Below are 24146 nucleotides of genomic sequence, written 5' to 3'. Positions count from 1 at the left end.
CCGTTAGGGGATCGCGGGGTTTTCCGTTAGGGGGCTGGGGGGATTGACGCTCACGGAGGCGGGTGTACCTCCCCCAGCGCCAGACGGAGGCGGACAAGGAGTTCAGAGCGACTGTCAGCCCCCAATCGCCGGCGCATCCGTGCCACGTGGTGTTCCGCGGTGCGTGGCGATATGTAGATCGCCTCGCCGATCTCGCGGTAGGTCTTCCCTTCCAGGAGAAGGCGTCCCACTTCACGTTCCCTCGCGCTCAGCCCGGATGGGTCCGTCGGACTTGGGCTCACGCCTTCCGGAACAGGAGTACCCGCAACATCCTGGTGCGGATCCGCCAAGCGCTCCGAAGTCCCGCCAGACGGGGCGCTTTGGGGATGGAGGTCCCTGGCGCACGCCAGGAGCCTCACCATGTCACGTCGTTCTTCCGCGTGCGCGGCGGCATGGCCCGCCAGGCGGGCTCCTTCCCATGGCATCCCGACGGCGGCCAAGCCACGGGCCGCAGTTTCGACGTCGGACGCTTCAAAGCGGCTGGCCAGAACGGAAACCCATGCCTTGCCACCGGCGGCGAGGACCGCGGCCAGATGGCTGTGCTCGGACGCGCGCACCAACGCGGCCGCATGTGGGGCCAGCTCTGCGGGGCTCTCGCTCAGCAACGCAGCCTGTACCCCAGCCCAATGCAGGGGCACGGACCAGAGCAACGGGTTTCCCAGCCGTCCCAACAGCTCCCAGGCGCCATCCAGAGAGTGCGACACCCGACGCGTCTCCCGCAACCGCGCAGCGCAAATCATCAGCTCGCCCCACGGCAGAAGACTAAAAAGATCCACGGACACGTGCATCATGGCTTCGCGTGCCCTGTCCCACGCTAAAACCAGCTCGTGCACTTCGCTGCCCCGACGGGCGAGCCCCACATCCAGTGCCGCCAGCAGGAGCTCGTCCCGCGGCGCCAGTGGCCAATGGTTCGCCTTGACAGCTTCATTGATGGCCAACCGTGCTTCGTCGGCGTTGTCCTGCTGCATGGCGGTCCATGCCCGCAGAAGGAACAACCTGGGCCTGGCAGCATCCCCACCTTGCCCTGCGGCCAATGCTGCCGTGAGTACGTGGTCAGCCACTGCCGGCTCCCCGCTATGAAGGGCACATAGCGCAGCCAGGGCGGCGGGGGTCTCCGGCAAAGGAATGGCCGCGCCGGATGCGTTCATCATGTCCGAGGCCCTGATGAGTTCCGGCAGCGCCAATTGGGGTGCCGGTCCAAGAGTTCGCCGCAGTCCCTCCTGGGTGAGGGCCAAAGCCACTGCCAGGAGGGTCGGCGAACCGGACGGGGGCGCTGCGGCCAGGAGTTCCTCGGCCCCCACCGCGTTACCCGAGCCGATCATGGCTACCGCTGCGAGTGGCGCAGACCCGTCCATCCTGTCCGGCCCCAGCCAGTTGTAAGTGTCAGCACCGCGGGCAAGCATGCCCCGTTGAGCCCATACGGCCGCGGCCACGTCCACACCCAATCGGAGGTCAGGCGGCTCGGGCAAAGCGAGGAGACGGTCCACAATCCTGCCTGCTGCATCCAAGTCTCCGATTGCGGCGGACGCTTGGGCCCTCCGTGCTGCGTTGGCGAGTTCATGATTCCCGGCCAGAAGCGCCTCGGCATAAAGATCCGCGGCGAGCCGCGGATCCGTATCCAGGACTCTGTTTGCTGACTCCTCCAGCTCTGCCGCGACGCGGGAATCCTGCAGCCCGCTTCTGGCGAGGTCCCGGGCCAGGTCCCCCAGAACGCGGCCCTCCGCCAGGACCTTGCCCACGAGTTCCCGCTGCAGCGCCGCGATGCGGTCATTCGGAGTGCCCTTCAGCAAGGCATACCGGGCGGTCCCCACCACGGATCCGTCGGACAGCAGCAGGCCCGCGTCCTTGGCAGCGGCGATGATCGAATCCAGCTCCTCATTGCCTTCAAGGCCGCTCGGCAACGGCGCAGGAAGGGTGAACCCCACAGACAGGGCAAGGAGCAACTCGCGGACAGCCTCTGAATCGCCTGTCAGCTCCGGAATACTGGGCGAATCTGTCCCAGGGATGGCGGAAGATTCCGTGAGCGGGTGATCGTTTGACCCGGGCCGAAGGTGCTCGGGCTGATGGTCATGTCCCGTCATGGACTAGACCGCCGAGAGCAGCGCTGGATCCGGAATCGGGCTGGTTTCCGTCGGCAGGGGCGCCGGGTCAAGCGTGGCTGGTGGGGTTGTGGGCTCCGGCTGCGGCGCTGTTGGCTCGGGAGTTGGCGGCGGCGGGTCTTGCGTGTCCGTCGGTTCAGGCTGCGGCACTGTTGGTTCGGGCGAAGGCGGCGGCGTCACCGGATCCGACGGAGTGGTAGGCGGCGTTGTCGGTTCGATGACCGGTGGCTGGGTTGTGGGTGGTGTCGTCGGAGGCGGGGTTGGCCCAGTGGCGGCGCCGCCCGTGGGCGCAGGCGTCGGCGTGGTGGTCGGAGTGCCGGTCGTAGGAGTTCCGCCTGGCACGGCAGGAGTGGCAGTGCTGCCCGTCCCACCCGTAGCCGTACCGGAGGCCGGGCCCGCAGCGGATCCCGCGGCGGTCCCCGACCCTGTGCCTGCATTGGCAGTTCCTGACCGGGCTGGGCTCCTACCCGTCGCACTCCCTGCCCTCGCGACCCCGGACCTGGCACTGGCTTCAAGTCCCGCCGCCGGGTTGCCCACCGCCGGCGCCTCTCCGGCTTTCCCGCCACCAGCGCCGCTTGCCTGGCCCGTGGAAGCCTGGGTACCGCCGTCGCGCATAACATCGGCGGCCTGGTTGCCGAACATGGTTGCCAGCAGTCCACTGCCTCCAGGGCTCTGTGCCGCCGTTGCTGTAGCGATTGTCAGAACGGTTGCGGCGACTGCCGCTGCTGCCGCCATTCGGACACGGGGCCGTGGGGCGTGCCGGCCAGGCTTCGCGGGGACAGTTTTGAGGGCGCCCAGGGCGGGAGCCCGGGTAGCGACATGCGGCCTTTCCAGAGACATGCCATCCGCTATGCTGACGGACGCCGAGGCCGCCGCCTCCGCGGCGTCCGCTCCGGTCGAACCCAGGCCAGCCACCGCTGCACCAAGGCAGATGGAGGACTTGGGATCGGCGTCGACGGCGATGGGCCGGCCAAGTTCCACCGAAATCATCTCGGCCACCAACGGGATGCGCGAGGAGCCGCCGATAAGCAGAACGGCCCTCAAATCCTGCGCGTCAATGTTGACGGCCCGCAGGCTCCGTTCCAATGACTCCACGGTGTCCCGGATGGGTTCCTCGATCATCGCTTCGAATTCGGCCCGGACCAGCCGGACTGACTGCTGGGTGCCCGGAAGGGATACGGCCACGCTGGATTCACTGTCCATGGACAGCGCTTCCTTGGCTTCGCGGCATTCCCGCTTCAATCGGGAAAGTGCCGCCAGCGTGTCGGGCGCCGTCGGGTCCATGTCCGTTGCAGCGCTGACGTGACCCATCACGTGACGCAGCACGGCGGCGTCGAAATCGGCGCCGCCAAGGGTTTCAATGCCGTCGGGACGGCCTAGTAGCTCAAAGTTTCCGGCTCCGGCTTTGCGGAGGATGGCGGTGTCGAAAGTACCGCCACCGAGGTCGTACACCGCGATGATGCTGCCGTCTTCCACCCGGGTTTGGGAGGCGTAGTGCAGGGCTGCTGCTTCCGGCTCGCTGATCAGGGTGATGTCCTGCAGGCCGGCCACGTTGAGCGCTGCGAGGACCAACGAGGTCCGGTGCTGCCCCCAAGCCGCGGGGTGCGTCATGATGATCGACGACGGCGCCGTCCCCTCACGCTCCTGCGCCCTGTCCACCACCCAGCGGGCCATCGTGGCGTACACGTCTTCCGGTGCCAGCCATCTCTCTCCGACGGCCAGGGGGACGGAGTCACCGATACGGCGTTTGAACTCGCACACCATGTGCTGGGGATCGTCCAGGCCGCGCCGCTCTGCTGCTTCACCAACCAGTACACGGCCGTCGTCCGCATAGAAAAGCACAGAGGGAACGGCGCTCCCGTGCAATCCCAACGGGAGGACTTCAGGTGCTGGCGTAGATCCTTGATCAGGCTTAACCAAGGCTGCGGCGGTAAAACTCGTCCCGACGTCAATGGCGAGAACATAGCTCATGGGTACCTCGAAAAAACACGGCGCATCGCTAGCGGTCTGCATCACAAGCGGGTTCTGAACAAGTTAGCACCTGCCTTGGACAGGCAAAAGGCTTAGTTGCTACACCGGGTTATTGTTTCCGCGGGTGGGCCCGAGCCCGGGGCGTAACGCCCCTGCTCAGGCCCGGAGTGGGACCCAGCCCTCGGTTTAGAGCCCCGAGTAGGAATGGAGACCGTTTAGCATCGTGTTCACCAGCGTGAAGTTAAGAATGACGCAGGCATACCCGATGATTGACAACCACGCTGCACGGGTTCCCGTCCAACCCCGGGTGGCCCGCGCGTGCAGGTAGCCCGCGTAGACCACCCAGATCACGAACGTCCATACTTCCTTGGGGTCCCAGCCCCAGAACCGTCCCCAGGCCTTTTCGGCCCAGATGGCGCCGAACATGAGGGTGAAGGTCCAGCCGATGAAGGCGATGGCGTTGATCCGGTACGCAAGGTTCTCGAGGCTTAGCGCATTCGGAACGAGGCGCATGAATGCCAACTTGTCCGCACGGCCCGCGGCCAGGTTCTTCTGACGGCGGGATTGAATCAACTGCAGTACCGACATGGCGAACGTCAGGGTGAAGAGGGCTGAGGAAAGCACTGCGATGGACACGTGGATGATCAGCCAGTAGCTCTGCAGCGCCGGAACCAGATGGCCCACCGGGGTCCAGAAAGCAACGGAGGCCGCCACCAGCATAATGATGGCCAGGCCGATCACGAACGTGCCTAGGAACCGCAGGTCGCGCCTAATGAGGACAATCAGAAACACGGCTACGGCAACGAAGGCACCGGTCGTAAGGAACTCGTACATGTTGCCCCACGGCACGCGCCCCGCACCGAAGGCGCGGGTCACCACACCCGCGCCGTGGATGAGCACACCCAACACGGTCAGCGCCACGGCCACGCGGGCAGGCGCGCGGCGTTCGCCCGCGTACTTCATGTCGCCGGCGGCGGTGCCGCCCTCAACGGTGAGGCCCGACGTCGGACGTTCGGCCCGGCCGGCCGGGCCACCGGCGTCGGGACCGCCCAAGCCACCGCCGACGCGACCCGCAGCAACCGTGACCTTCTCGCCGGCGGTGATGGCCGCCGCCTTCAAGTCCACGGCTTGGAATGTCTTGCTGCTCTTGGCCAGGTCCCAGGCAAACGCAATGAAGGCCACGGTGTACGTGCCGGCGGCCAACAGCATGAACAGTTCGCTGTACTGGCCCAGGGTTTCGTTGATGACGGGCATTACTGGTCCTTCGAGGTTGAGGAAGATCCTGCTGTAGTTGTTGCGGTGTCCTGCGTCTCCGGGATGTTCCATTCCCGGGCAAAGATCTCGCGGAGGGCTGCGGCTTCGCCGGCCAGGCGGTGGTCTTCACCGCGGGCCAGCAGGCCGTACTCCACCATGGTGCGGCCGTCCGCATGGGTTCCGGTGCGGACCCAGACGCGGCGACGGTTGATGTAGAGCGACATGACCAAGCCGGCGACCGCGAGGAAGCCGAAGATCAACGCGTACAGCTGGCCGGGGTTGTGGTGGATATCCATACCGATGTACTTCTTGACGCCGTCGAACGTGATGCTGCCCTTGCCTTCGGGCAAGTTGACGGTTGCACCCGGAGTCAGGGTGATGCCGCCGGCCGCGAGGTCGCGGCCGTTGAGCTGCTTGAGGTCCTTGACGTCCAGTTCAAACACGTTCTGGGGCACGCCCTTGTCCAGGCCGAGGTCACCGTAGAACGAGTTCAGGCTTAGCTGGGGGTTAATGAGTTCCGGAGCACCGCTGAAGGAAATTCCGTCCTCGCTGACAAATGCAGTCGGAAGGAAGAAGCCAACAAAACCCAACTGTTCGGGTTTGGCGTCCGGGACCTTGATGACCACCGAAGAGTAGTAGTTGTCGCCCTGAACCTTGGCCGTGACGGGCCCCTGGAAAGAGACGTTGCCTTCGCCGTCCCGGACGGTAACTATGGGGGCGTAGCCGTTGCCGGTCAGGTAGAGGCTGGTGCCTCCGAGCGACACGGGGTCGTTGACCTTGAGGGTTTCCTTCTTGGCCGGCGCATCCGGGGTTTCCTTGGTAGTGACCTCGGCCGTGTAGTCGATCGGCTGGCCGGCCTTCCCAGGGGATTCGCGGTCGAACTTAGCCTCGAACTTGTCCAGTTGGACGGAGTACGGCTGCAGCGCGCTGCTCTGGAAGTTGGTGCCCGGCGTGAATTGGTCGTAGCCCACCAGGGTATTGACGAAAGTGTCGCCCTCCACCAGGATGCGCTGGCCGCTATACCCGAAGAGACCACCGATGGCAACTGACACCAGCACTCCGATCAAGGAAGTGTGGAAGACCAGATTTCCGACTTCCTTCAGGAAGCCGCGCTCGGCACCCAGGGACGGCAGGGCGCCGTCGACGTCCCTGACCTCAACGCGGTAGCCGCGCTTCTTGAGAAGCCCGGCGGCATCGTTGATGGCCCTCGACGCCGGGATCCCGGCGTCGGCGGGCAGGGCCAATGTGCCGTACTCCGGCAGGCGCGAAAGGCGCTTGGGGGTGCGCGGCGGCTGCGACTTCATGGCCTTGTAGTGGGCGATCGCGCGCGGGGTGACGCAGCCAATCAGCGAGATGAACAGCAGGATGTAGATGGCGGAGAACCAGGCCGACGAATAGACGTCGTACATCTGGAGGGCGTCCAGGATCTGGCCCATGGTCGGATTCTCGCTGATGCGTTGAGTTACGAGCGACGGATTCGCGGGCCGCTGCGGGAACAGGGAACCCGGTACGGCGCCAACGGCGAGCAGGAGCAGCAGGAACAGTGCCGTGCGCATGCTGGTCAGCTGGGTCCAGGCCCACCGCAGCATGCCCATGACACCGAGCGCGGGAAGCGCGGCCTCGGACTTGGCCTGCTGGAGTTTTCCTTCCGCTGTGTTTCCGGGCGTGCTTTCAGCGGACGGTGACTTCTTCTTGGCTTTCACGGACTCGCTCATCAGATCGGCAACTTCACATCGTTTTGGAACCAGTACTGCAACTCGGTCACCCAGGTTCCCCACACACCGGTGGCCATCAGGATGCCGAGCAAAATCAGGATGCCTCCGCCGATCCGCTGGATGGCCAGCCGGTGCTTGCGGAAGAAGGACATGACTCCCATGCCCCGGCGGACAGCCAGTGCGATCAGGAGGAACGGAATGCCCAGGCCAAGGCTATAGACGAACGCCAGGAGTGCGCCCTTGGCAGCAGAGGAACCACCGGACAGGCTCAGCAACTGTACCGCGGAGTACGTCGGCCCAATGCACGGCGCCCAGCCGAGGCCAAAGGTCAGTCCAAGGAGCGGCGCGCCCCACAGTCCCGCCGGGGGTTTGGCATGGATCTTCGCATCGCGCTGCAACCAGCCGAAGCCGCCCATGAACACCACGCCCATGATGATCACCAGGATGCCGAGCAGTTGCGTGATCCAGGCATTCTGCGGACCCGTCAGGAGCGTCCCAAGCTGGCCGAAAGCCCCGCCCAGGAGGACGAAAATCACCGAGAACCCAAGGACGAACAGGCCGATGCCGGCCAGCATGCGGCCCCGCCGCTGCTTTTGGAGGTCGACGCCGGTCAGTCCAGTGACGTAGCCAAGGTAACCCGGGACGAGCGGCAGCACGCACGGCGAAAGGAACGAGACCAGCCCGGCCAGCAATGCCACTGGCACGGCCAGCAGAAGTGATCCGTTGAGGATCGTCTCGGCGAAGGGACTGTTCATGGGTGCTACTCGGCCACTGCGGAAGTGATGAGGGCTTTCAGGGTGCTCTTCTCGATCTCGCCGAGCACGCGGGAGGCAACCTTGCCTTGCTTGTCCAGGACCAGGGTTGTGGGCACGGCGCCCGGGGGCACGATGCCGGACACGGACAGGAGCACAGCCCCGTCCTTGTCGTTGAAGCTTGGGTAGGTGATGTTGAAGGTCTTGTCGAAGGCATCGGCTGTGGCTTGTTCATCCCGCAGGTTGACGCCAAAGAACTGGACGCCTTGGTCCTTGAAGTCCTGGTGCAGGGCTTCAAGCTGGGGCGCTTCGATGCGGCAAGGGGCACAGGCGGCGAACCAGAAATTCAACACAGTGACTTTGCCCTGGAGGTCCTCGGGCTTCACTGTTTCCCCGTTAAAGAGGGTGCCCTTGAGTGCCACGGGTGCGGCCCTATCAGCCTTGGCGAACTCCGTCACCGAACCATCGCCGGCTACATAATTCTTGTTGTCGCCTGCCTTGGCTTGCTTTGCCAGCGAGTCTTCCTGGGCGCAGGCGGACAGGCCCATGGTCAGTCCTGCGAGGAGGACGCCGCCGGCGGTCAGCACGCCGCGGCGTGAGAGATTGTTTTCCATGCTCATGCTCCCGGAGTGCTCGCCGCTCCGGGGAGCAGGACGGCAGCAGGCTCGCTGTACTCAACGCGGATGATCTTGCCGTCATCGTCCAACGTGAGGGAAGTAAGGGACGTCAGGGTGCACTCGCGCTTGCGGGGGTCATGCGCCAAGCGGCGTCCCTCCGCCGTCAACCGGGTGGACCAGATGGGCAGTTGGTGGCTGACCAGGATGGCTTCGGCGCCGTCGCCGCCCAGCTCGATTGCCTTGACGCGGGCATCCTCAACTGCGGCCAGTACGCGTGCAGCCTGCTCCTTGTAGGGCTCTCCCCAGGAGGGCCGCAGTGGATTGCGGAAGTAGAACCAGTGCTTGGGCTTCAGGAACTCACTTTTGGTGGGGTGGAGTCCTTGGAAGTGGTTCTCAGCCTCGATGATGCGCGGCTCGATGGTGATCTCGAGGTTCAGCGCCTCGGCTGTGGGCATCGCTGTTTCCTGGGCTCGCGTCAGAGGCGACGCGACCAGGTGCACGATCTTGGCGCCCTGGCTGGCGCGGGCCGCGAAGTGATCGGCCAGCATGCGGGCCATCTCCCGGCCGCGTTCGGAGAGGTGGAATTCCGGCAGCCGTCCGTACAGGACGCCGTCGGGATTATGGACCTCGCCATGGCGAAGCAGATGGACAGTTGCTTGGGGCATGTTTACCAGTTTCTCAAAGAAGCGGGGCGATCCGAAATCTTCTACCGCTAGTAGAACTCAAAGTTTTTCCGAAATGTTCCCCGGGGTTGGAATAAAAGATGCATATGCATGTTTATACTAGACACGAAGCTCGGTTGACGCTTCAAGCAATCGGCATCAACCAGGCAAGCACGCAGTACCTTCCACTAGACATAGGAGCAACACCATGATGACTCTCCCCGCTACCGTCACCACCGGCACCTGGACCCTCGACGCATCCCACAGCGAGATCGGCTTCACCGTCCGCCACGCAGGTATCAGCAAGGTCCGCGGCCAGTTCAAGGACGCTTCGGCCACCCTCGAGGTTGGCGAAACCCTTACCGATTCCAAAGTCAGCGCCACCATCCAGACCGCCAGCTTCGACTCCGGAGACGTCAACCGTGACGGCCACGTCAAGGGCGAGGACTTCTTCGACGTGGAGAAGTTCCCGGAGATCACCTTCGTGTCCCGCCACGTCAAGGCCAACGGCAACAGCTTCGACCTCGTGGGCGATCTCACAATCAAGGGCGTGACCAAGGAAGTTGCCATCGAGACCGAGTTCAACGGCGTTGCCGTGGATCCTTTCGGCAACACCCGCGCCGGTGTTTCGGGCGAAACCACCATCAGCCGCAAGGACTTCGGCCTCACCTGGAACGCCGTGCTCGAAGCCGGCGGCGTGCTGGTCAGCGACAAGGTAGTCATTAACCTGGAACTCGCCTTCATCGCACCTGCTGGCGCATAGTCCCAGCCACTCTTGGTGTGCCGAACGGCGCCCGCACAGTTCACGCTGTGGGGGCGCCGTTTCGCATTAACGGAAGTCACCCCGCAATTGTTCGGCAAACAGCCCGTATTTAGCTGCGAGTTGGCTCCGAATTTCCTATGCATCCTTCAACCTGCGGTCTAAAGTGATGCCATGAGTACCCCAGACGAAGCACCACAGCCACAGCAGCCCGGCTCCCAGCCTCCGCAGCCCGGCAATGTTCCTCCTGCGGGTTACCAGCCTCCGCAGGGCTACCAGCCACCCCAGGGTTACCAGCCGCCCTCACAACCCGGTCAGTATCAGCAGCCTGGCCCAACCCAGCCCGGTCCGCCCCAGGCAGGACCCGGCCAACCGGCCCCCGGGCAGCCTGGTTTCCACTTTGAAATGCCGACCGACGGGCCCCGCAACTTCAACGACGTCATGCCCCAGGGCGGATTCTCGGGAATGTTCAAGACCCAAGGGCTTCCAACGGAGCTTAAGGTCTCCTACTTCATTTGGGTGATCTCCGGACTCCTGGGGCTGCTGTTCGGGCTTATTGGATTCTTCGCCGTCATCGCCGCTTTCGCGTTCGCGCCGGCTATCGCCGCCCTGGCGCTGGTCCTGCTCCTGCTCGCTTTGGCCGTGGCCGCTGCCCAGGTGGTCCTGGCCATGAAGATGAAGGAAGGCAAGGAGTGGGCACGCCTGGCATTGACCATCGTGGCCGCCGTCTCCCTGCTGCTCGCCATCTTTGGAGCTGCCAACGGCAGTGGATCGGGCATGGGACTGGGCGGAAACTGGTTCGGCTTCCTCGTCAGCGCAGTAGCCGTTGTCCTGATGTGGCTCCCGAATTCGCAGCTCTGGTTCAAGGCAGTTAAGGGTCACGCTTAGCGCTGGCTGAACTGCCGCCGTCGTTCCCTGAACGGCGCGTACGTGAGCAGAAGGCCGCGGCGAATCCCTGGTGGATTCCCGCGGCCTTCATCATGAAGGCGTAAGCCGACATGATGATTTTTGCTGTGGGCCTGAAATACCTGCGTGTGTTCGACTGCAGCGTCAGACCCGGGAGGTACGGTGGAAGCAGAACCACGCTGGGGGCAGGGTCATTTTGCTGATCCCGGCGGCCGCACCAGCAGTCGAACAAGCAAAGGAATGCCATGAGCAACCCTCCGTACCCGCCGTCAAACCCGGGCGACGCCAGCCAGCCTGAGCAGCCGGGCGGCCAGCCCGCTGCGCCGCAGTATGGCCAGCAGTCCCCGGCCGCACCGCAATACGGTCAGCAGTCCCCGGCCGCTCCGCAGTACGGCCAGCAGTCACCGGCCGCTCCGCAGTATGGCCAGCCTGCTGCACCGTATGGTCAGGCTCCCGGCGCACCGCAGTACGGCCAGGACACCAACTGGCCAAGCCAGCAGCCCGGTCCCACCACGGTGCCGCAGATGGTCAACATCGCTTTCTGGCTGATCGTCGGAGCCGGAGCGATTTGGCTCATCTCCATTCTCATTGCCATGGCGGCTCTGAACGATCCCACGATGCGCAGCATGGTGGAAGACCAAATGGCTGCAGGCGGTGCGGCGGACGTCAGGTTCGAAGACGTGCAGGGCTTCATTGTCGGAGTCATGGTGGTGCTGGGAATCATCGGTGCCGGCCTCTACGCCCTCGTGGCCATCAACGTCCGCAAGGGCCGGAACTGGGCACGGATTCTTGGGACGATCCTTGCTGCGCTTTCCATCTTTGCACTGGTGCCGCTGAGCCTCGCGACGCTCTCCGCACTCCTCGGAATCGCCGCAATCGTCCTGCTGTACCTGCCGGCGTCGGCCCCTTACTTCCGTAAGGCCCAGCCGTTCGGCAACGCGTACCAGAACCCCTACGGCCGCTAAACACGCGGGAACCCAAGCACTAGACGCGGGCGCGGACCCGGCGAAGGCTAAACAGCCTGGCCCGGTGTCTGCGCCCTTTGTGCGTGGTAGGCCAGAATCTGAAGCTCGGTTGCCATGTCCACCTTACGGAGGTTGACGTGCGGCGGAACCTGCAACAGGACTGGAGCGAAGCTGAGGATGCTCCGGATTCCGGCGGCAATCACGCGGTCGCACACAGCCTGGGCCACCGTGGCAGGCAACGCCAGCACCACCATATTCGTGTGTGTGCGTTCCAGGACCCGCTCGAGTTCGGCTGAGTCGCTGACCCGCAGCCAGCCCACTTCATTACCGATCACCATGGGATCGGCGTCGAAGATTGCTACGACGTCGAAACCCCGGGATTCGAAGCCGCCATACCGTGCCAGGGCCTTCCCGAGGTTACCCGCGCCGACGATTGCGACCTTCCAGTCGTGGGTCAGGCCGAGTGCGGCCGCTATGTGGCGGCTCAGGTACTGAACTTCGTAGCCAACGCCGCGGGTCCCGTAGGAGCCGACATAGGAAAGGTCCTTGCGGAGCGTGGACGAACTGACGCCCGAGGCCTCAGCCAGCGCTTCGGAAGAAACCCGTTCCACGCCCTCGGCCAAAAGAGAGTTGAGCGCGCGCAAATAGAGGGTCATCCGGGCCACAGCCGCGGGCGGGATCTGCTTGGCGGCAGGTTCGTTGTCCCCGGTTGTTGCTTCCGGTGACGGTTCCAGCGCAGTCACGGTATTCTCCATTGCGTCGCTTTGTTGTTCCACTCTATGACCCCCGGCCGGACTCAACAAAAGCCGTTACTTACGGGTAGCCCCACCCTCAGCCCTCCAGGACTTTCTTCAGGGTGCGGCTCAACCGCTGCTCGTCGATCTTCCAAAAATCCCGTTGGACGCCGTCCACCAGCACCACGGGAATCTCTTCGGCAAACCGCTCCTGCAGTTGGGGATCGTCGTCGATCCTTTGCTCTGTCCACTGCACACCGAGGCTTTTCGTTACACGTTCGACGGCGGCACGCGCCTCCGTGCAGAGGTGGCAGTCAGCTTTGGTGAGGAGGACGACGTCGGGAATAGCCATGGGATAACGGTAACCGCCCGGATCCCGTCCCACTTCCTTCACCCTCCCGGGTGCCGTCAGCGCGAGGTACCGGCGATTGACTAGACTCAAAGCATGCCCGAGGAGAAGAACGCCGCTGTGTTCGCGGATGCCAAAGTGCAGAAGCGTAGTGGCGAAGCCGCATTCTTCGACGTCGACAACACTTTGATGAAGGGCGCAAGCCTCTTCCACGTGGCCCGCAAAATGTACGAGCGCAAGGCATTCACGCTCCCCCAGGCCGCTGGCTTCGCCTGGAAGCAGTTCAAATTCGTCATGCGCGGCGAAAACATGGAAGACGTCCACGCAGTACGCGACTCTGCCCTGACCCTCGCCGCCGGCATCACCGTAGATGACATCAAGGCACTGGGCGAGGAGGTCTACGACGAAATGATCGAGTCGCGGATCTGGCCCGGAACCAAGGCATTGGCGGAACAGCACCTCAGGGTCGGCCGGAAGGTGTGGCTTGTGACGGCAACACCCATCGAGGTTGCCACGGTCATTTCCACGCGGCTCGGCCTGACTGGCGCCCTTGGCACGGTGGGCGAAGTGGAGGACGGAATGTACACGGGGAAACTTGTGGGTGACATCCTCCACGGCCCTGCAAAAGCCGTAGCCGTTCAACTCGTTGCCGACCGGGAGGGCCTGGACCTGGACCACTGCTGGGCCTACAGCGATTCAGCCAACGACATTCCGCTGCTCACCATGGTCGGCCATCCCGTAGTCATCAACCCGGACGCGAAGTTGCGCAGGCACGCCCGCGAAAACAACTGGCCTGTGTACGACTTCCGGTCCGGCCGCCGCGCAGCGACCCTGGGGCTCAAGGCTGCCACGGTGGGCGGAGCGATCTACGGCCTGTGGCGCGGTTTCTCACGGTTCCGCGGCCCCCGCTACTGACCCTCTCTCACCAAACGACCCCTCCCGGCCAACCCTCTCTCACCAAACCACCCCTCCCGGCAGACCCTCTCTCACCGCATGAGTTCAGCAGCGGGGCCTGTGGATAACTTCTGCACGCGCTGGCCGTCTTGGGCAACAATGCCCGTATGCAAAAACCGTCGCCCGTTCCTGCCTTGCTGGCTTCTGCTCCCTTCACGATTGACGAGGCCAAGGCTGCGGGCCTGGAGCACGTGCAACTCAGAAATCGAAACTCAATCGAAAGTGTCAGCCAAGGAATCTACCGTCCCGCCAACTGGGACTTTGACCTCGCGGAAGCTGCGCGATCCCTCTCAGCTGCGAGTCCTGGCGCATGGATCTCCCATGTAACCGCCGCCAGGATACACGGCCTATTCCTCCCGCCCTGGCTGGCCGACTCTAATGAACTGCATCTCAGTAAGCCACGGAAACTCCCGTCAGCCCGCCGACGAGGCATCATCGGACACACGGTGATCGTGGACGAATCCGAAATCGAGTTCAACCAGCGCATGTGGATTAGCACCCGTTCCAGGACCTGGCTTGACTTGGCACGCCGTCTGCCGTTGAAAGATCTCGTCTGTGTAGGCGACCAAATCATTCGCACGCCGCGGCAAGAGTTCGAAGGACGCGAAACGCCGTTCAGTTCAATCCAGGCACTTCGGAAGATGCTTGACCGGCACAAGAACCTGCAAGGTGTGGTCCGGGCACGCGAAGCACTTGAACTGATGAGGGTCGGTGCTGACTCGGCGCCGGAGTCGATGCTTCGTCTGGCCATGCTCGACGCAGGTCTCGCCGAACCCGAGCTCCAGATACGACTCCGAGCTGACGACCCGTTCTCTCCATCCGCGGACCTCGGATTTCGTGTGCGGCGCCTGGCCATTCAGTACGACGGCGAACATCACCTTGAGGAGGAACAGTTCTTCAGCGATCGGCGCCGCGACAAAGCCTTCGCGGCGGCAGGCTGGACAGTTCTTGTCTTCGATAAAAACGATCTGGCAGACGGATTCGCCAAGGCAATACTGAAAATCAAGAAGGTCCTACGGAACAGCTGGATCGACCCTGCCGTCGAATCGGGTTTCGCACCGGGACCGTGAGAGAGGCCTCCGCCGAAAGGCCCGAACGGTGAGAGAGCGTCAGCAGAAACCGTGCGGACGGTGAGAGAGGATCGGTAGCTGGGGACGGGCTCCGGGATGCAAAAATGCCCGCCACCTCGAAAGGCAACGGGCATTCACGCTTGATGAAGTATCTCTACTTCTTATTGCGGCGCTGGTGGCGGGTCTTGCGAAGCAGCTTGCGGTGCTTCTTCTTGGCCATACGCTTGCGGCGCTTCTTAATAACTGAACCCACGAAAGTTCCTTACAAACTAGAAGTTCCTGTCTGTTGGAACAGATCCGCGGAAGCAGACAGTACAACTGACAGATTCTTACATTGACGTAAAACGTTCCTTAACAGAGTACCGCTTCAAAGGGGTACCCCATGACCACGGTCCGCGGGACGGACCCCGGCAGCCTCAGGCGGTCTCGGATTGTCCGTCAACCACAGCACCCTTGAGGTACTGGGCGACAGCCTCTTCAGGAACCCGGAAGGAACGGCCGAACCTTACGGCGGGCATTTCCCCTGAGTGGACCAGGCGATACACAGTCATTTTGGAAACACGCAGGACGTCGGCCACTTCAGCCACCGTCATGAAACGCGCGTTCGAGAAGTTAGTCTCTGCGGACATTTCCCATATTCCTTTGCTCTCAGCCGGTAAGGACACCCCCAGTAGAACGGTGTGCCGATGCTGAGCCATCAAACAACCATGTGCTAGATACTCTAGAGGCTGATGGGGCCAATGTGAAAGCTTTTCCCGTAAGTGGGATGCCACTCCCCGCCTGAGCAAGGCCCATAACGGGGGCTCGCTGCGGGCAATGCCGAACGCCCGGCATGCTGCGCAGCGAAGCCACGAAACGGATCTACGCCGCGACCACCGCACGACGCTTCCGCGCCGACGCTGCGAGCTGTTCCAGGACCGACGCCGTGACGTCCCATTCCATGCAGGCGTCGGTGACGCTCTGGCCGTAAACGAGTTCCTGCTCGCCGGCCAACTGCTTGGCGGTGTCCAGGTTCTGCGCTCCTCCCACGAGGAAGCTCTCCAGCATGACGCCGGCGACCGGCGAGGTCTCCCCTGCCTCGAGTTGCGCGCCGATTTCCAGCGCAACCTCGGCTTGGCGGTGGTGGCTCTTGCCGCTGTTGGCGTGGCTTGCGTCCACGATCAAGCGCGGGTTCAGTCCCTTGGCAGCGAGCTTGTCCGAGGCGGCAGCAACATCTTCCTGCGAGTAGTTGGGACCCTTGCGTCCGCCACGCAGGATGACATGGGTGTCCGGGTTGCCGGACGTCGCCACGAGGGCCGCGCGGCCGTCGTCGTCGATTCCCAGGAAGGCCTGCTCGGCGGCGGACGCGCCACAAGCGTCGATGGCCACCTGCAGGTCGCCGTCGGTGCCGTTCTTGAACCCGATGGGCATCGACAGTCCGGAAGCGAGCTGGCGGTGGATCTGGCTTTCGGTGGTGCGCGCGCCGATGGCACCCCATGAAACAAGGTCAGCCATGTACTGAGGGCTGATGGGCTCAAGGAATTCGGTGGCAGTGGGCAACCCCAAAGAAGTGACCTGCTTCAGGAATCCGCGGGCGGCACGCAGGCCTGCAGCGATATCGTGGCTGCCGTCCAGGTGGGGATCGTTGATCAGGCCCTTCCAGCCGACGGTGGTGCGCGGCTTCTCGAAGTAGGTCCGCATGACGATCAGCAAGTCTTCCTTGTGCTTCTCTGCCTGGCTGACCAGCCGGCGGGCGTATTCCAAGCCGGCCTTGGGATCGTGGATGGAGCACGGGCCAACGATCACCAGAAGGCGGTCGTCCACGCCGTCCATGATGGCGCGGACCTGGTCACGCCCGCGGTCGACGACGGCTGCTGAGCGGGCGTCCAACGGCAACTCTGCGATGAGGTCCTGGGGTGCGGGAAGGGGCTCGAAGCGGGCAACACGGAGGTTGGAGGTGGCCGGCTGCGCGGTATCTCCCGTTTCAGGGGAGTCGAGCGATTTGGTGGGTTCTGCGGCGATGCTGGTCATTTCTGGGTCCTGTTCCGGGATGCGGAGCGGGCCCCTTTTCAGAACCCGCCGGATATGGCGAAGGGCAGAGAATAATCTCTGCCCTGTTGGCTCTGAAGGAAAGTTGGATGCGTGTCAGTTAGACGCGGGCCCCTCCAGAGCCAACGAAAAATACGCATACCAACGGTTTGTCATAGCCACACCATAACCGCGGTTCTTCACAGCGGGCAAATCCTGTCCATCAAGATGACAACAGTTTGCGCAGGAACTGCAGCTGCCTGATCCAGTGGTGCTCCTGGCCACCTTCGTGGTTGTTGAAGCGGTACACCTCAATGTCCTTCTCGGGCGCGCTGCCGTTTTCGAGAGAGCCATTACCGTAGTTGTTGTAGCTCGCGAACACGGTGGACGGAGGGCAGATGTCGTCCATCTGGGCAGCGGAGAACAGCGCGGGCACGGTGGCCGCGCGCCCGAGGTGGACGCCGTCGAAGTAGTTCAGAACCGCCAGCATGGGCTCGTACTTGTCGCGATGCCGCCCCAGGAACCCGGCAATCTCCGGGTACGGGCCACGCGGGGTGATGTCAATGGCGCGCGGGAAGTCCTGCAGGAACGGGACGTCGGGCAGCGCGGCGATGACGCCGTCGAGCCTTCCGGCCGTCAGCCCGGCGGCAGCAACAGTGATGCCGCCACCCTGGCTCACGCCGGCCAGCACCACTTTGGAAGGGTCGACGGCGGGATGGCTCTGCGCCGCTTCCACTGCACGGAACGCGTCCACGTAGACCCGCCGGAAGTAGCAGTTGTCCTGGTGGTCGGCACCCCGGGTCATGAGCCCGGCATAATTGACGCCACCGGCCGACGCGTGCGGATCCGGCGTATCCCCCGAAACGCCGCCGTATCCCTGGCCACGGGTGTCCATGATGAAGTGCGCGTAGCCCGCCTGGGCCCATCGGGTGTTCTGGTTCACCAGGCCCCGGCCGCCGGAGTAGCCAATGTACTCGACCACCACGGGAAGTCGCTGGCCCTTCTCCAGATGTGCAGGCACGTGCAGCCAGCCCTTGATGCGGTCTCCCCCAAAGCCGGAGAAGGACACGTCGTAGGTGTCGATCACTGAGAGGTAGTTATCCACGGGCTCGAATACGGCGTCGAGCGAAAAAGTCCTGGCCTCGGTGAGGGTGCGGTCCCAAAAGGCGTCCAGATCTGCTGGTGGGACCGCGCTTGAGGTGTAGTCGCGGAGCTGCTCAAGGGGAAGGTCAAAGAGGGGCATGGGGACATCCTACGTCATGGTTTCGTGTGCCCCGTCACAGGGCTCCCGTGGTCAGAGTTCGCTGATGGACAGGTTGCGGTACGCGGCTTTCAGCGGGGCCATTTGGCGGATTCCGAAGTAGCCACCGCCGAGTGGTTCTGCTGCGGGATCGGTCCATTCAAAGAGCCGCAATTCGTTAATGGAGAAGGCCACCCGCGGGCCGTCTTTGATCACTTCCATGCGATAGAAATTGTCTGCATCCCCGGCGGGCGGAAGTGGATCGGCTCCTTGCACCACCAGCTCGAAGCCAGCGCTTTTGCGGAGATTGCAGGTTCGGAACGCGCGCTCGGAAGGGTGCTTGTGCCGGAAGTAGGAAATGTGGAGGGCATCGATATCTCCCGAATGGTACTGGGGGTAGAAGCCGGTGCGGGGAGCAAGGGCTGCAGAAAACAGGTCCTCGCCCCCATGACCGCGGGCCGCGAAGAACACCATGGCCAGGCCGGGCTCCTCCAAGGGCAAAAACTCCCAGGTCATCTTCACATGATCGGGAATTTGCTCGGGGCACCAGAGGGTCCAATGGGCGTGGTCGCCGTGCTCATCCGCGTCCAAGGCGCCCGACAGCACCAGGGCGCCGGTGCCGTCGCCACCGAGGCCCGGTCCGCCGTCGTCGTGTGTTCCAGGGGCGTGAGTTCCGAACTGGACCGGCCCTTCAGCCACCCAATCAGCCACATCCGAAGGACCCCGCAAGGCGTTGGAGTAGATCAAGCGCGCACTCCCGCGCTGACCGTAGCCACCAGCCCGTAACCGAGGGATTCCAGTTGCTCCGCCACAAACGCAGCGATCCGCTGGGCGCCCTTTTCGTGGAAATGCGTATTGTCCTCAAGGCCGCCGGCCCAGTGCGCGTGCTCGCCGGGAGCGAAATGGAAGAAGAGCTCCTTGGAACCCTCCTCCCCCAGCTCCTGGTAGAGGGAGCGCGTCCACTGGTTGAGGTCGATGACCTCCAGGCCGAGCTCCAACCCAAGCTCCCGGACCACCACAGGGTAGTCCCCCAGGGTGACCTCAAGCTGTCCGTCCGCAAAGTGCCGGCGCTCAACCGAGGTGCACAGGACGGGGACACCGCCTTTGGCGCGAACCTCGGCGACCATCCGCCGGAGGTTGTCCGTGTAGCCCGTGCGCGCCCCGAGGTGCTCACGTTTCTGATCGTTATGCCCGAACTGGATGAGGACCAGGTCCCCCTGAACCGTCTGGTTGATGAGCTGGTACCAGAGACCCTCCTCGCGGAAAGACTCCGTGGTGGCGCCGCCTTTGGCGTAGTTGTGGACAGTGGCCCACCAGTAGGTCCCGGGGGCAAGGTGGGCGCCCCAGCCGCTCATCGGATATTCGTAGCTGGGGCAGGCGGCAACAGTGGAGTCGCCCGCGAGGAGGATTTTCATGGTTGTCCTTTCTGGTTGCAGCGGGGGGGGTTAGCCCTTCACTGAACCGATCAGCATGCCCTTGGCAAAGTGCTTCTGCAGGAAGGGGTAGAAGATCAGGATGGGCAGGGTTGCCACTACGATCACCGCGAATTTGATGCCTTGTTCCGGCGGGATGTAGGTGGGGTCCACGTTGCCGGTGCCCAGGAGATCGGACGCGGCGGTGACTTGGCGCAGGTACATCTGGAGGGTCCACATGTTGTTGTCGCTCAGGTACAGCAGGGGCGACATGAAGTCGTTCCAGATGCCCACCGCGTAGAACAATGCAAACGTGGCCAGGACCGGCTTGGACAGCGGCAGCAGGATCCTCCAAAGAATCCCGATTTCCGTGGCGCCGTCCATTTTGGCGGATTCTTCCAACTCGGCAGGGAGCTCCTGGAAGAAGTTCTTGATGATGATCAGGCTGAACGGGTTGATGGCCGCCGGTAGGATCAGGGCCCAGTATGAGTTCAGCAGGCCCAGGTCCTTGACCAGCAGGAACGTGGGAATCATGCCGCCGGAGAACACCATGGCGAAGACCACCAGGGACATGATCAGCTTCCGGCCGCGGAGGTTCTTCTTCGCCAACGGGTAGGCCATGGTCACAGTGAGCACCAACTGCACCAGGGTGCCCACCAACGTGACCAGCACGGTGGTGATCAATGCCCGGGTGAAAGCAGGCGTGGAGAAGATGTACTCGTAGGCGCCCAAGGTGAATTGCTCAGGCCAGACGAAGAACGCCCGCCGGGTGATCTCGGCTTCATTGGCGAAGGACCCGGCGATCACATAGATGAACGGCAGCAGGGTGATGATGCCGATCAGGCTCAGGAAGACGTAGTTTGCGGCATCAAAGACCCGTCCGCCACGGGTGTTGTGAATCTTCATTAGAACAATCCGCTCTGGTTGAACCGCTTGGACAGCCAGTTGGTGCCGAAGATCAGCACGATACCCACCAAGGACTTGAACAGCCCGACGGCGGTGCTGTAGCTGTAGGCGCCTTGAGTGATGCCCACGAAGTACACGTAGGTATCGAAGACGTCGGCCACGCTGCGGTTGAGTGCGTTGGTCATGAGGTAGATCTGCTCGAAGCCGGTGTTGAGCATCTGCCCGATGGCCAGGATGAGCATCACGATGATGGTGGACCGGATGCCGGGCAAGGTGATGTGCCAGACGCGACGGAATCTGCCCGCGCCGTCGATGATCGCTGCCTCGTACTGGTCCTGGTCCACGGTGGCCAGTGCGGCGAGGAAGATGATGGTTCCCAAGCCTGTGTTCTTCCAGATTTCCTGGAGCACAATCAAGGGCCGGAACCAGTTGGGATCGGACAGGATGTCCACGTTGGTCCCGAACAGGCTGTTGACGAACTGGAACAACGGCCCAATGTCCAGGGCGAAGAGCAGGAAGCTGAGCGACGCCACGATGGTCCAGGACAGGAAGTGCGGAATGTAGACGAGCGTCTGGACGGTGCGCTTGAGCACCGACAGGCGGACCTCGTTGAGCAGCAACGCCAGGATGATGGTGAGCGGAAACGCGATGCCCAGGTTCAGGAACGCCAGGATCAGCGTGTTGCCCAACAGCCGTGGGAAGTCCGGGTTCGCGAAGAAGTCCGTGAAGTTGGTGACACCCACCCAGGGGCTGCCGTTGACGCCCAGGAACGGAACGTAGTCCTTGAAGGCGATGGACACGCCGTACATGGGCCCGTACCGGAAGATCGCGAAGTACAGGACTCCGGGCAGCAACAGCAGATACAGCCACTTGTAATGCGCGAAGTGGACTGCGAACCCGCGCCGCCGCGCCGGGGCGGGCGGCGTGGTGGCCGCCCGCTCCGAGGCTTTGGCTTCTACAACCGGGGCTGTCACTTCTTGTTGTCCTGCCAGAGCTTGTTAATTTCTTCCTTGACCTTGTCACCGCCGCTGGTGTTCCACAGCTTGATGGCGTCCTTCAGGCCCTGTTCGTCGGTCTGGCCAGCCAGGTACTTGATGCGGGCATCGGCAACGATGTTGTCCAACTGCGCACCCTTGGCAACATAGGTGGGCGAGACGAAGGCAGCTGCCGGGTTGTACACGGCGCTCTTGAGGTCCTCGGCCATGACGGCGACGCGGTCATCGAAGACCTTCTGCTCGTACTCGGAGGCCTGCTTGACCGGGTAGAAGTTGTTGCCAGTGACGTTGGTGCCAAGTTGGGCGAAGCTCTTGATGTCAGTGTTGACCACCTTGCCCTCAGGGGTTTCCGGCTTGATGGTGGCGGCGAGGCCTTCCTCAAGCGTGAAGTTCACTCCCTCGATGCCGTTGTTCATGAGGACGGCAACGTCCTTGCTGTTCAACTTGTCCAGGAAGCTGAGCACGTTCTTCAGGTCAGCCTCGGTCTTGACGCTGGACTTCGGAATGGCCAGGAAGCCGGAGTAGCCGTCGGTGGGGTGGGCGTGCAGTTCGCCGTCCGGTCCCTTGAGGCTGCCTACGAAGCCCACCTTGTTCTCAAAGTCGTTCGGGTTGGCCTGCTTGAAGAGGTTGATCAGCACGCTGACGCGGGAGTCGACGTCCACAATGATGCCGCCCTTGCCGTTGAAGAACGGTTCGTTCCATTTGGTGCCGTCGAACGTGGCGAAGTCCGGGTTGATGAGTTTCTCGTCCACCATCTTCTTGACGAAGCGGTTTGCCTCCAGGAATTCTTCGGTTTCGAAGCTCGGGACCAGCTTGCCGTCACGCTCGGTCCAGCGGTTACCGGCGCCGTACCAGGTCTCGATCAGGTCGTACGGGCTGTTGGTTCCCAGCGCGCCCCATTTGGGGATGGTGATGCCATAGGTGTCGTTCTGGCCGTTGCCGTCCGGGTCCTGCTCCGTGAAGGCCTTGGCCACTTTGTACAGGTCTTCGGTAGTTTCCGGCGCCTTCAGGCCCAGCTTGTCCAACCAATCCTGGCGGAACATGACCGCAGCGCGGATCGGGTTACGGCCACGGTACACACCGTAGACCTTGCCGTTGACGCTGGCGTTCTGCTGGACCTCGGGGAAGGTGGTGTTGAGGTTCGGATAGTCCTTGAGCTTGTCAGTCAGGTCCCAGAACGCTCCGGCTTCGGCGTTCTTCACGAAGCCGGGCGTTTTGCCCTGAACCACCAGGACGTGCGGGATCTCCGAGGATGCCAGCGTGATGTTCATCTTGTCTTCGTACGACGCGTTGGGCGTCCACGTGATGTTGACGTCCTTGCCTGTCAGCTCTTCGAGCTTCTTCTGCACGGCGCCATCGGCTGTCGGCGGCTGCGCCTCCAGGAACGGCGCCATAATCTTGACGGATGAAAGGTCCGACGCCGGCGCTTCGCCACCACAGGCGGTCAGCGCCAGGGCTGCGGAAACGACGACGGCGGCTGCCAACGTGTGTTTTCTACGGATCATTTTCTTACCTGCTCCACTTCTTCGGGGTTTTTGTCGCTTGGCTCTTCGGTGGGCTGCACGCCGGGAAACCTCTTGAGGGTCCACATGTGCTGGGCATTCGCATCTTGATACGTTTCATTAATGTCCACGCCAGCGGCGTTGAGGACGAGTTCAGCACTTCCCTGGACGTCCAGGGAGCGGTGGAGAAGGGGCGGCCCACTCAAGGCGGGACGCGTGCGGCTTTGCTCAGACAAGGCTGGCCTCCTTAGCGATGGTCGGCGCGGGGGCTTTGCCGGCGGGTGCGGCTGCAGCGGGTGCGCCGGGGGACATCGCCTCATCGTTGGCCGTAAAGAAGCGGTCGCAGAGCCAGCCCGTCACATAGAGCCAAGCGCCAACACCAAAGAAGGGGATCAGCCCCGGAACCGAGCGGCACACAAAAAGGGCGGCCGCGGTGACGAACAGGAGAATCACAGTTCCCGCAAGGTGCCGCATGGCAAACCTCGAGGACATCAGGAAGTACTGCGGAAGGGAAAGCTCATAGCGGGCGAACATCGGGAACAAGTAGCAGACCGCGCCTGCGGCAAAAAGGGCAGCCAGTAGGATTCCCGCGGAAACTATCTGCGAACCAAAGTCCCAGCCGGCAGAGAAGTAGCCCCAGTTCAGGGACAACGCCGCCCCCACCACAATCAACGGCAGTCCCAAGGCATTGCCCTTGGCGAAGTTCTTGAAGTACTCCTTCGCGAAGCGCCGCATCAAGGGCGCAGCATTTCCACGCACTTTGTCCCGGACCAGGACATGCGCCGCAGCAGTGCTGGGACCAATTCCCAAAACAACTCCACCAAGGACTGTGAAGACTATCCACAGCACGTTCAGGCAAGCAATCCACACGAGCGTGTCGAAGAGCGTGTAGGCCCGGAAGCCAAATCCACCAGACGCCATGGCGCTACCCCTTTCTCCATCGTTGCAGAACAGGCCCAGATGACTGACATTGGCGGCTGCCCTGAAAGCTCAGAACAACGACTAATGCCAGTCAGTTGGGGTCGACCCGAGTGGGCCATGTCACTAAGTAAACGCTTTCCCGAAAACTTAGACGCTGCGCAAGGCTGGCGTCAAGCCGTTTCTTGAATCGTTACATTCGAGCCCATCCCGCGCTACACTGGGCGGAGCCGGAATTGGGAAAGCGCTTGCTGGGTATAGCCTGAACCCGCCGGACCACTTTCGTGAATACCCTGACGACGGCGTCACAGCCTTCGTT

The 24146-nt window shown here is 63.0% G+C and carries 25 protein-coding genes; 5 read left to right on the top strand and 20 right to left on the bottom strand.

From position 1 onward, the window contains the following. Nucleotides 1–50: 50 nt before the first annotated feature. The 7 genes from GVL04_RS18435 to GVL04_RS18405 all read right to left on the bottom strand — a co-directional run bounded on the left by GVL04_RS18435 (nucleotide 51) and on the right by GVL04_RS18405 (nucleotide 9112). Nucleotides 51–2120, bottom strand: coding sequence for a LuxR C-terminal-related transcriptional regulator (locus GVL04_RS18435; protein WP_159707195.1), 2070 nt, complete (start codon nucleotides 2118–2120; stop codon nucleotides 51–53). A gap of 3 nt (nucleotides 2121–2123) precedes the next feature. Then, nucleotides 2124–4109, bottom strand: a complete 1986-nt coding sequence (locus tag GVL04_RS18430) for an Hsp70 family protein (RefSeq protein ID WP_159707193.1) — start codon at nucleotides 4107–4109, stop codon at nucleotides 2124–2126. Between the two features lie 186 nt (nucleotides 4110–4295). Continuing rightward, a complete protein-coding gene (gene ccsB, locus GVL04_RS18425) occupies nucleotides 4296–5363 on the bottom strand; it encodes a c-type cytochrome biogenesis protein CcsB (protein WP_159707191.1) in 1068 nt (355 codons plus the stop codon). Beyond that, complete coding sequence (locus tag GVL04_RS18420) at nucleotides 5363–7078, bottom strand: cytochrome c biogenesis protein ResB (RefSeq protein WP_159707189.1); 1716 nt, start codon at nucleotides 7076–7078, stop codon at nucleotides 5363–5365. Before GVL04_RS18420 ends, ccsB begins: the two co-directional genes overlap by 1 nt. Next, entirely contained in the window at nucleotides 7078–7833 is a 756-nt protein-coding gene (locus tag GVL04_RS18415; protein ID WP_014922639.1) for a cytochrome c biogenesis CcdA family protein, read from the bottom strand. The genes GVL04_RS18420 and GVL04_RS18415 overlap by 1 nt, the downstream gene beginning before the upstream one ends. A gap of 5 nt (nucleotides 7834–7838) precedes the next feature. Continuing rightward, nucleotides 7839–8444: a TlpA disulfide reductase family protein gene (locus GVL04_RS18410; protein ID WP_159707187.1), complete on the bottom strand. Its 606-nt coding sequence runs from the start codon at nucleotides 8442–8444 to the stop codon at nucleotides 7839–7841. Between the two features lie 2 nt (nucleotides 8445–8446). Then, nucleotides 8447–9112 (bottom strand): histidine phosphatase family protein, encoded by a 666-nt coding sequence (locus tag GVL04_RS18405; RefSeq protein ID WP_159707185.1) that lies wholly within the window; start codon nucleotides 9110–9112, stop codon nucleotides 8447–8449. Between the two features lie 208 nt (nucleotides 9113–9320). On the opposite strand from GVL04_RS18405, the gene GVL04_RS18400 reads away from it, so the two are divergent. The 3 genes from GVL04_RS18400 to GVL04_RS18390 all read left to right on the top strand — a co-directional run bounded on the left by GVL04_RS18400 (nucleotide 9321) and on the right by GVL04_RS18390 (nucleotide 11740). Continuing rightward, the gene (locus GVL04_RS18400; RefSeq protein WP_159707211.1) at nucleotides 9321–9872 is read left to right on the top strand and encodes a YceI family protein; all 552 of its coding nucleotides are present in this window, start codon (nucleotides 9321–9323) and stop codon (nucleotides 9870–9872) included. Between the two features lie 171 nt (nucleotides 9873–10043). Next, nucleotides 10044–10757 carry a hypothetical protein gene (locus GVL04_RS18395; protein ID WP_159707183.1) on the top strand — a complete coding sequence of 238 codons (714 nt, stop codon included), beginning with the start codon at nucleotides 10044–10046 and terminating at the stop codon, nucleotides 10755–10757. Nucleotides 10758–11020: 263 nt separating this feature from the next. Continuing rightward, complete coding sequence (locus GVL04_RS18390) at nucleotides 11021–11740, top strand: hypothetical protein (protein WP_159707181.1); 720 nt, start codon at nucleotides 11021–11023, stop codon at nucleotides 11738–11740. Between the two features lie 47 nt (nucleotides 11741–11787). Here GVL04_RS18390 and GVL04_RS18385 read toward each other — a convergent pair whose 3' ends face one another. Together GVL04_RS18385 and GVL04_RS18380 are read right to left on the bottom strand one after the other, a co-directional pair. Beyond that, complete coding sequence (locus GVL04_RS18385; RefSeq protein ID WP_141281215.1) at nucleotides 11788–12495, bottom strand: redox-sensing transcriptional repressor Rex; 708 nt, start codon at nucleotides 12493–12495, stop codon at nucleotides 11788–11790. 76 nt (nucleotides 12496–12571) lie between these two features. Continuing rightward, complete coding sequence (locus GVL04_RS18380) at nucleotides 12572–12826, bottom strand: glutaredoxin family protein (RefSeq protein ID WP_159707209.1); 255 nt, start codon at nucleotides 12824–12826, stop codon at nucleotides 12572–12574. 93 nt (nucleotides 12827–12919) lie between these two features. On the opposite strand from GVL04_RS18380, the gene GVL04_RS18375 reads away from it, so the two are divergent. Further along, nucleotides 12920–13738, top strand: coding sequence for an HAD family phosphatase (locus GVL04_RS18375; protein WP_159707179.1), 819 nt, complete (start codon nucleotides 12920–12922; stop codon nucleotides 13736–13738). A 146-nt stretch (nucleotides 13739–13884) separates the two neighbouring features. Then, nucleotides 13885–14847 (top strand): DUF559 domain-containing protein, encoded by a 963-nt coding sequence (locus GVL04_RS18370; protein ID WP_159707177.1) that lies wholly within the window; start codon nucleotides 13885–13887, stop codon nucleotides 14845–14847. A 154-nt stretch (nucleotides 14848–15001) separates the two neighbouring features. Here the strand turns inward: GVL04_RS18370 and GVL04_RS18365 are convergent, their stop codons facing one another. From GVL04_RS18365 to GVL04_RS18315, 11 genes are all read right to left on the bottom strand, one after another. After that, entirely contained in the window at nucleotides 15002–15100 is a 99-nt protein-coding gene (locus GVL04_RS18365) for an AURKAIP1/COX24 domain-containing protein (protein ID WP_003792170.1), read from the bottom strand. A 163-nt stretch (nucleotides 15101–15263) separates the two neighbouring features. After that, complete coding sequence (locus GVL04_RS18360; RefSeq protein WP_017199160.1) at nucleotides 15264–15476, bottom strand: helix-turn-helix domain-containing protein; 213 nt, start codon at nucleotides 15474–15476, stop codon at nucleotides 15264–15266. 232 nt (nucleotides 15477–15708) lie between these two features. Beyond that, nucleotides 15709–16857: a 3-deoxy-7-phosphoheptulonate synthase gene (locus GVL04_RS18355; protein ID WP_159707175.1), complete on the bottom strand. Its 1149-nt coding sequence runs from the start codon at nucleotides 16855–16857 to the stop codon at nucleotides 15709–15711. Between the two features lie 220 nt (nucleotides 16858–17077). Next, nucleotides 17078–18097, bottom strand: a complete 1020-nt coding sequence (locus GVL04_RS18350) for an acetylxylan esterase (RefSeq protein ID WP_159707173.1) — start codon at nucleotides 18095–18097, stop codon at nucleotides 17078–17080. 51 nt (nucleotides 18098–18148) lie between these two features. Beyond that, on the bottom strand, nucleotides 18149–18841 hold the full coding sequence (locus GVL04_RS18345) for a DUF1961 family protein (protein WP_235036346.1): 693 nt from the start codon (nucleotides 18839–18841) through the stop codon (nucleotides 18149–18151). Continuing rightward, nucleotides 18838–19509, bottom strand: a complete 672-nt coding sequence (locus GVL04_RS18340; protein WP_159707171.1) for a rhamnogalacturonan acetylesterase — start codon at nucleotides 19507–19509, stop codon at nucleotides 18838–18840. Before GVL04_RS18340 ends, GVL04_RS18345 begins: the two co-directional genes overlap by 4 nt. Before the next feature lie 30 nt (nucleotides 19510–19539). Next, nucleotides 19540–20412 carry a carbohydrate ABC transporter permease gene (locus GVL04_RS18335; protein WP_159707169.1) on the bottom strand — a complete coding sequence of 291 codons (873 nt, stop codon included), beginning with the start codon at nucleotides 20410–20412 and terminating at the stop codon, nucleotides 19540–19542. Beyond that, complete coding sequence (locus tag GVL04_RS18330) at nucleotides 20412–21386, bottom strand: sugar ABC transporter permease (protein ID WP_159707167.1); 975 nt, start codon at nucleotides 21384–21386, stop codon at nucleotides 20412–20414. Before GVL04_RS18330 ends, GVL04_RS18335 begins: the two co-directional genes overlap by 1 nt. Then, nucleotides 21383–22912: an extracellular solute-binding protein gene (locus GVL04_RS18325; RefSeq protein WP_159707165.1), complete on the bottom strand. Its 1530-nt coding sequence runs from the start codon at nucleotides 22910–22912 to the stop codon at nucleotides 21383–21385. Before GVL04_RS18325 ends, GVL04_RS18330 begins: the two co-directional genes overlap by 4 nt. Then, the gene (locus GVL04_RS18320; RefSeq protein WP_159707163.1) at nucleotides 22909–23145 is read right to left on the bottom strand and encodes a hypothetical protein; all 237 of its coding nucleotides are present in this window, start codon (nucleotides 23143–23145) and stop codon (nucleotides 22909–22911) included. The genes GVL04_RS18325 and GVL04_RS18320 overlap by 4 nt, the downstream gene beginning before the upstream one ends. Next, entirely contained in the window at nucleotides 23138–23830 is a 693-nt protein-coding gene (locus tag GVL04_RS18315) for a YesL family protein (protein WP_159707161.1), read from the bottom strand. The genes GVL04_RS18320 and GVL04_RS18315 overlap by 8 nt, the downstream gene beginning before the upstream one ends. Between the last annotated feature and the right edge of the window lie 316 nt (nucleotides 23831–24146).

This window comes from Arthrobacter sp. 18067, from assembly GCF_902706295.1.
GTDB lineage: Bacteria > Actinomycetota > Actinomycetes > Actinomycetales > Micrococcaceae > Arthrobacter.
Note: the sequence above shows the minus strand (reverse complement) of the source record. Positions and strands in the feature narration are given on the sequence as shown.

What these genes read in the sequence shown, in the direction of transcription:
- GVL04_RS18410 (WP_159707187.1), bottom strand. Translation starts at nt 8,444, where the DNA reads ATGGAAAACAATCTCTCACGCCGCGGCGTGCTGACCGCCGGCGGCGTC.
- GVL04_RS18420 (WP_159707189.1), bottom strand. Translation starts at nt 7,078, where the DNA reads ATGAGCGAGTCCGTGAAAGCCAAGAAGAAGTCACCGTCCGCTGAAAGC.
- GVL04_RS18435 (WP_159707195.1), bottom strand. Translation starts at nt 2,120, where the DNA reads ATGACGGGACATGACCATCAGCCCGAGCACCTTCGGCCCGGGTCAAAC.
- GVL04_RS18355 (WP_159707175.1), bottom strand. Translation starts at nt 16,857, where the DNA reads ATGACCAGCATCGCCGCAGAACCCACCAAATCGCTCGACTCCCCTGAA.
- GVL04_RS18335 (WP_159707169.1), bottom strand. Translation starts at nt 20,412, where the DNA reads ATGAAGATTCACAACACCCGTGGCGGACGGGTCTTTGATGCCGCAAAC.
- GVL04_RS18340 (WP_159707171.1), bottom strand. Translation starts at nt 19,509, where the DNA reads ATGAAAATCCTCCTCGCGGGCGACTCCACTGTTGCCGCCTGCCCCAGC.
- GVL04_RS18405 (WP_159707185.1), bottom strand. Translation starts at nt 9,112, where the DNA reads ATGCCCCAAGCAACTGTCCATCTGCTTCGCCATGGCGAGGTCCATAAT.
- GVL04_RS18430 (WP_159707193.1), bottom strand. Translation starts at nt 4,109, where the DNA reads ATGAGCTATGTTCTCGCCATTGACGTCGGGACGAGTTTTACCGCCGCA.
- ccsB (WP_159707191.1), bottom strand. Translation starts at nt 5,363, where the DNA reads ATGCCCGTCATCAACGAAACCCTGGGCCAGTACAGCGAACTGTTCATG.
- GVL04_RS18395 (WP_159707183.1), top strand. Translation starts at nt 10,044, where the DNA reads ATGAGTACCCCAGACGAAGCACCACAGCCACAGCAGCCCGGCTCCCAG.
- GVL04_RS18375 (WP_159707179.1), top strand. Translation starts at nt 12,920, where the DNA reads ATGCCCGAGGAGAAGAACGCCGCTGTGTTCGCGGATGCCAAAGTGCAG.
- GVL04_RS18415 (WP_014922639.1), bottom strand. Translation starts at nt 7,833, where the DNA reads ATGAACAGTCCCTTCGCCGAGACGATCCTCAACGGATCACTTCTGCTG.
- GVL04_RS18315 (WP_159707161.1), bottom strand. Translation starts at nt 23,830, where the DNA reads ATGGCGTCTGGTGGATTTGGCTTCCGGGCCTACACGCTCTTCGACACG.
- GVL04_RS18360 (WP_017199160.1), bottom strand. Translation starts at nt 15,476, where the DNA reads ATGTCCGCAGAGACTAACTTCTCGAACGCGCGTTTCATGACGGTGGCT.
- GVL04_RS18390 (WP_159707181.1), top strand. Translation starts at nt 11,021, where the DNA reads ATGAGCAACCCTCCGTACCCGCCGTCAAACCCGGGCGACGCCAGCCAG.
- GVL04_RS18385 (WP_141281215.1), bottom strand. Translation starts at nt 12,495, where the DNA reads ATGGAGAATACCGTGACTGCGCTGGAACCGTCACCGGAAGCAACAACC.
- GVL04_RS18380 (WP_159707209.1), bottom strand. Translation starts at nt 12,826, where the DNA reads ATGGCTATTCCCGACGTCGTCCTCCTCACCAAAGCTGACTGCCACCTC.
- GVL04_RS18400 (WP_159707211.1), top strand. Translation starts at nt 9,321, where the DNA reads ATGACTCTCCCCGCTACCGTCACCACCGGCACCTGGACCCTCGACGCA.
- GVL04_RS18350 (WP_159707173.1), bottom strand. Translation starts at nt 18,097, where the DNA reads ATGCCCCTCTTTGACCTTCCCCTTGAGCAGCTCCGCGACTACACCTCA.
- GVL04_RS18370 (WP_159707177.1), top strand. Translation starts at nt 13,885, where the DNA reads ATGCAAAAACCGTCGCCCGTTCCTGCCTTGCTGGCTTCTGCTCCCTTC.
- GVL04_RS18325 (WP_159707165.1), bottom strand. Translation starts at nt 22,912, where the DNA reads ATGATCCGTAGAAAACACACGTTGGCAGCCGCCGTCGTCGTTTCCGCA.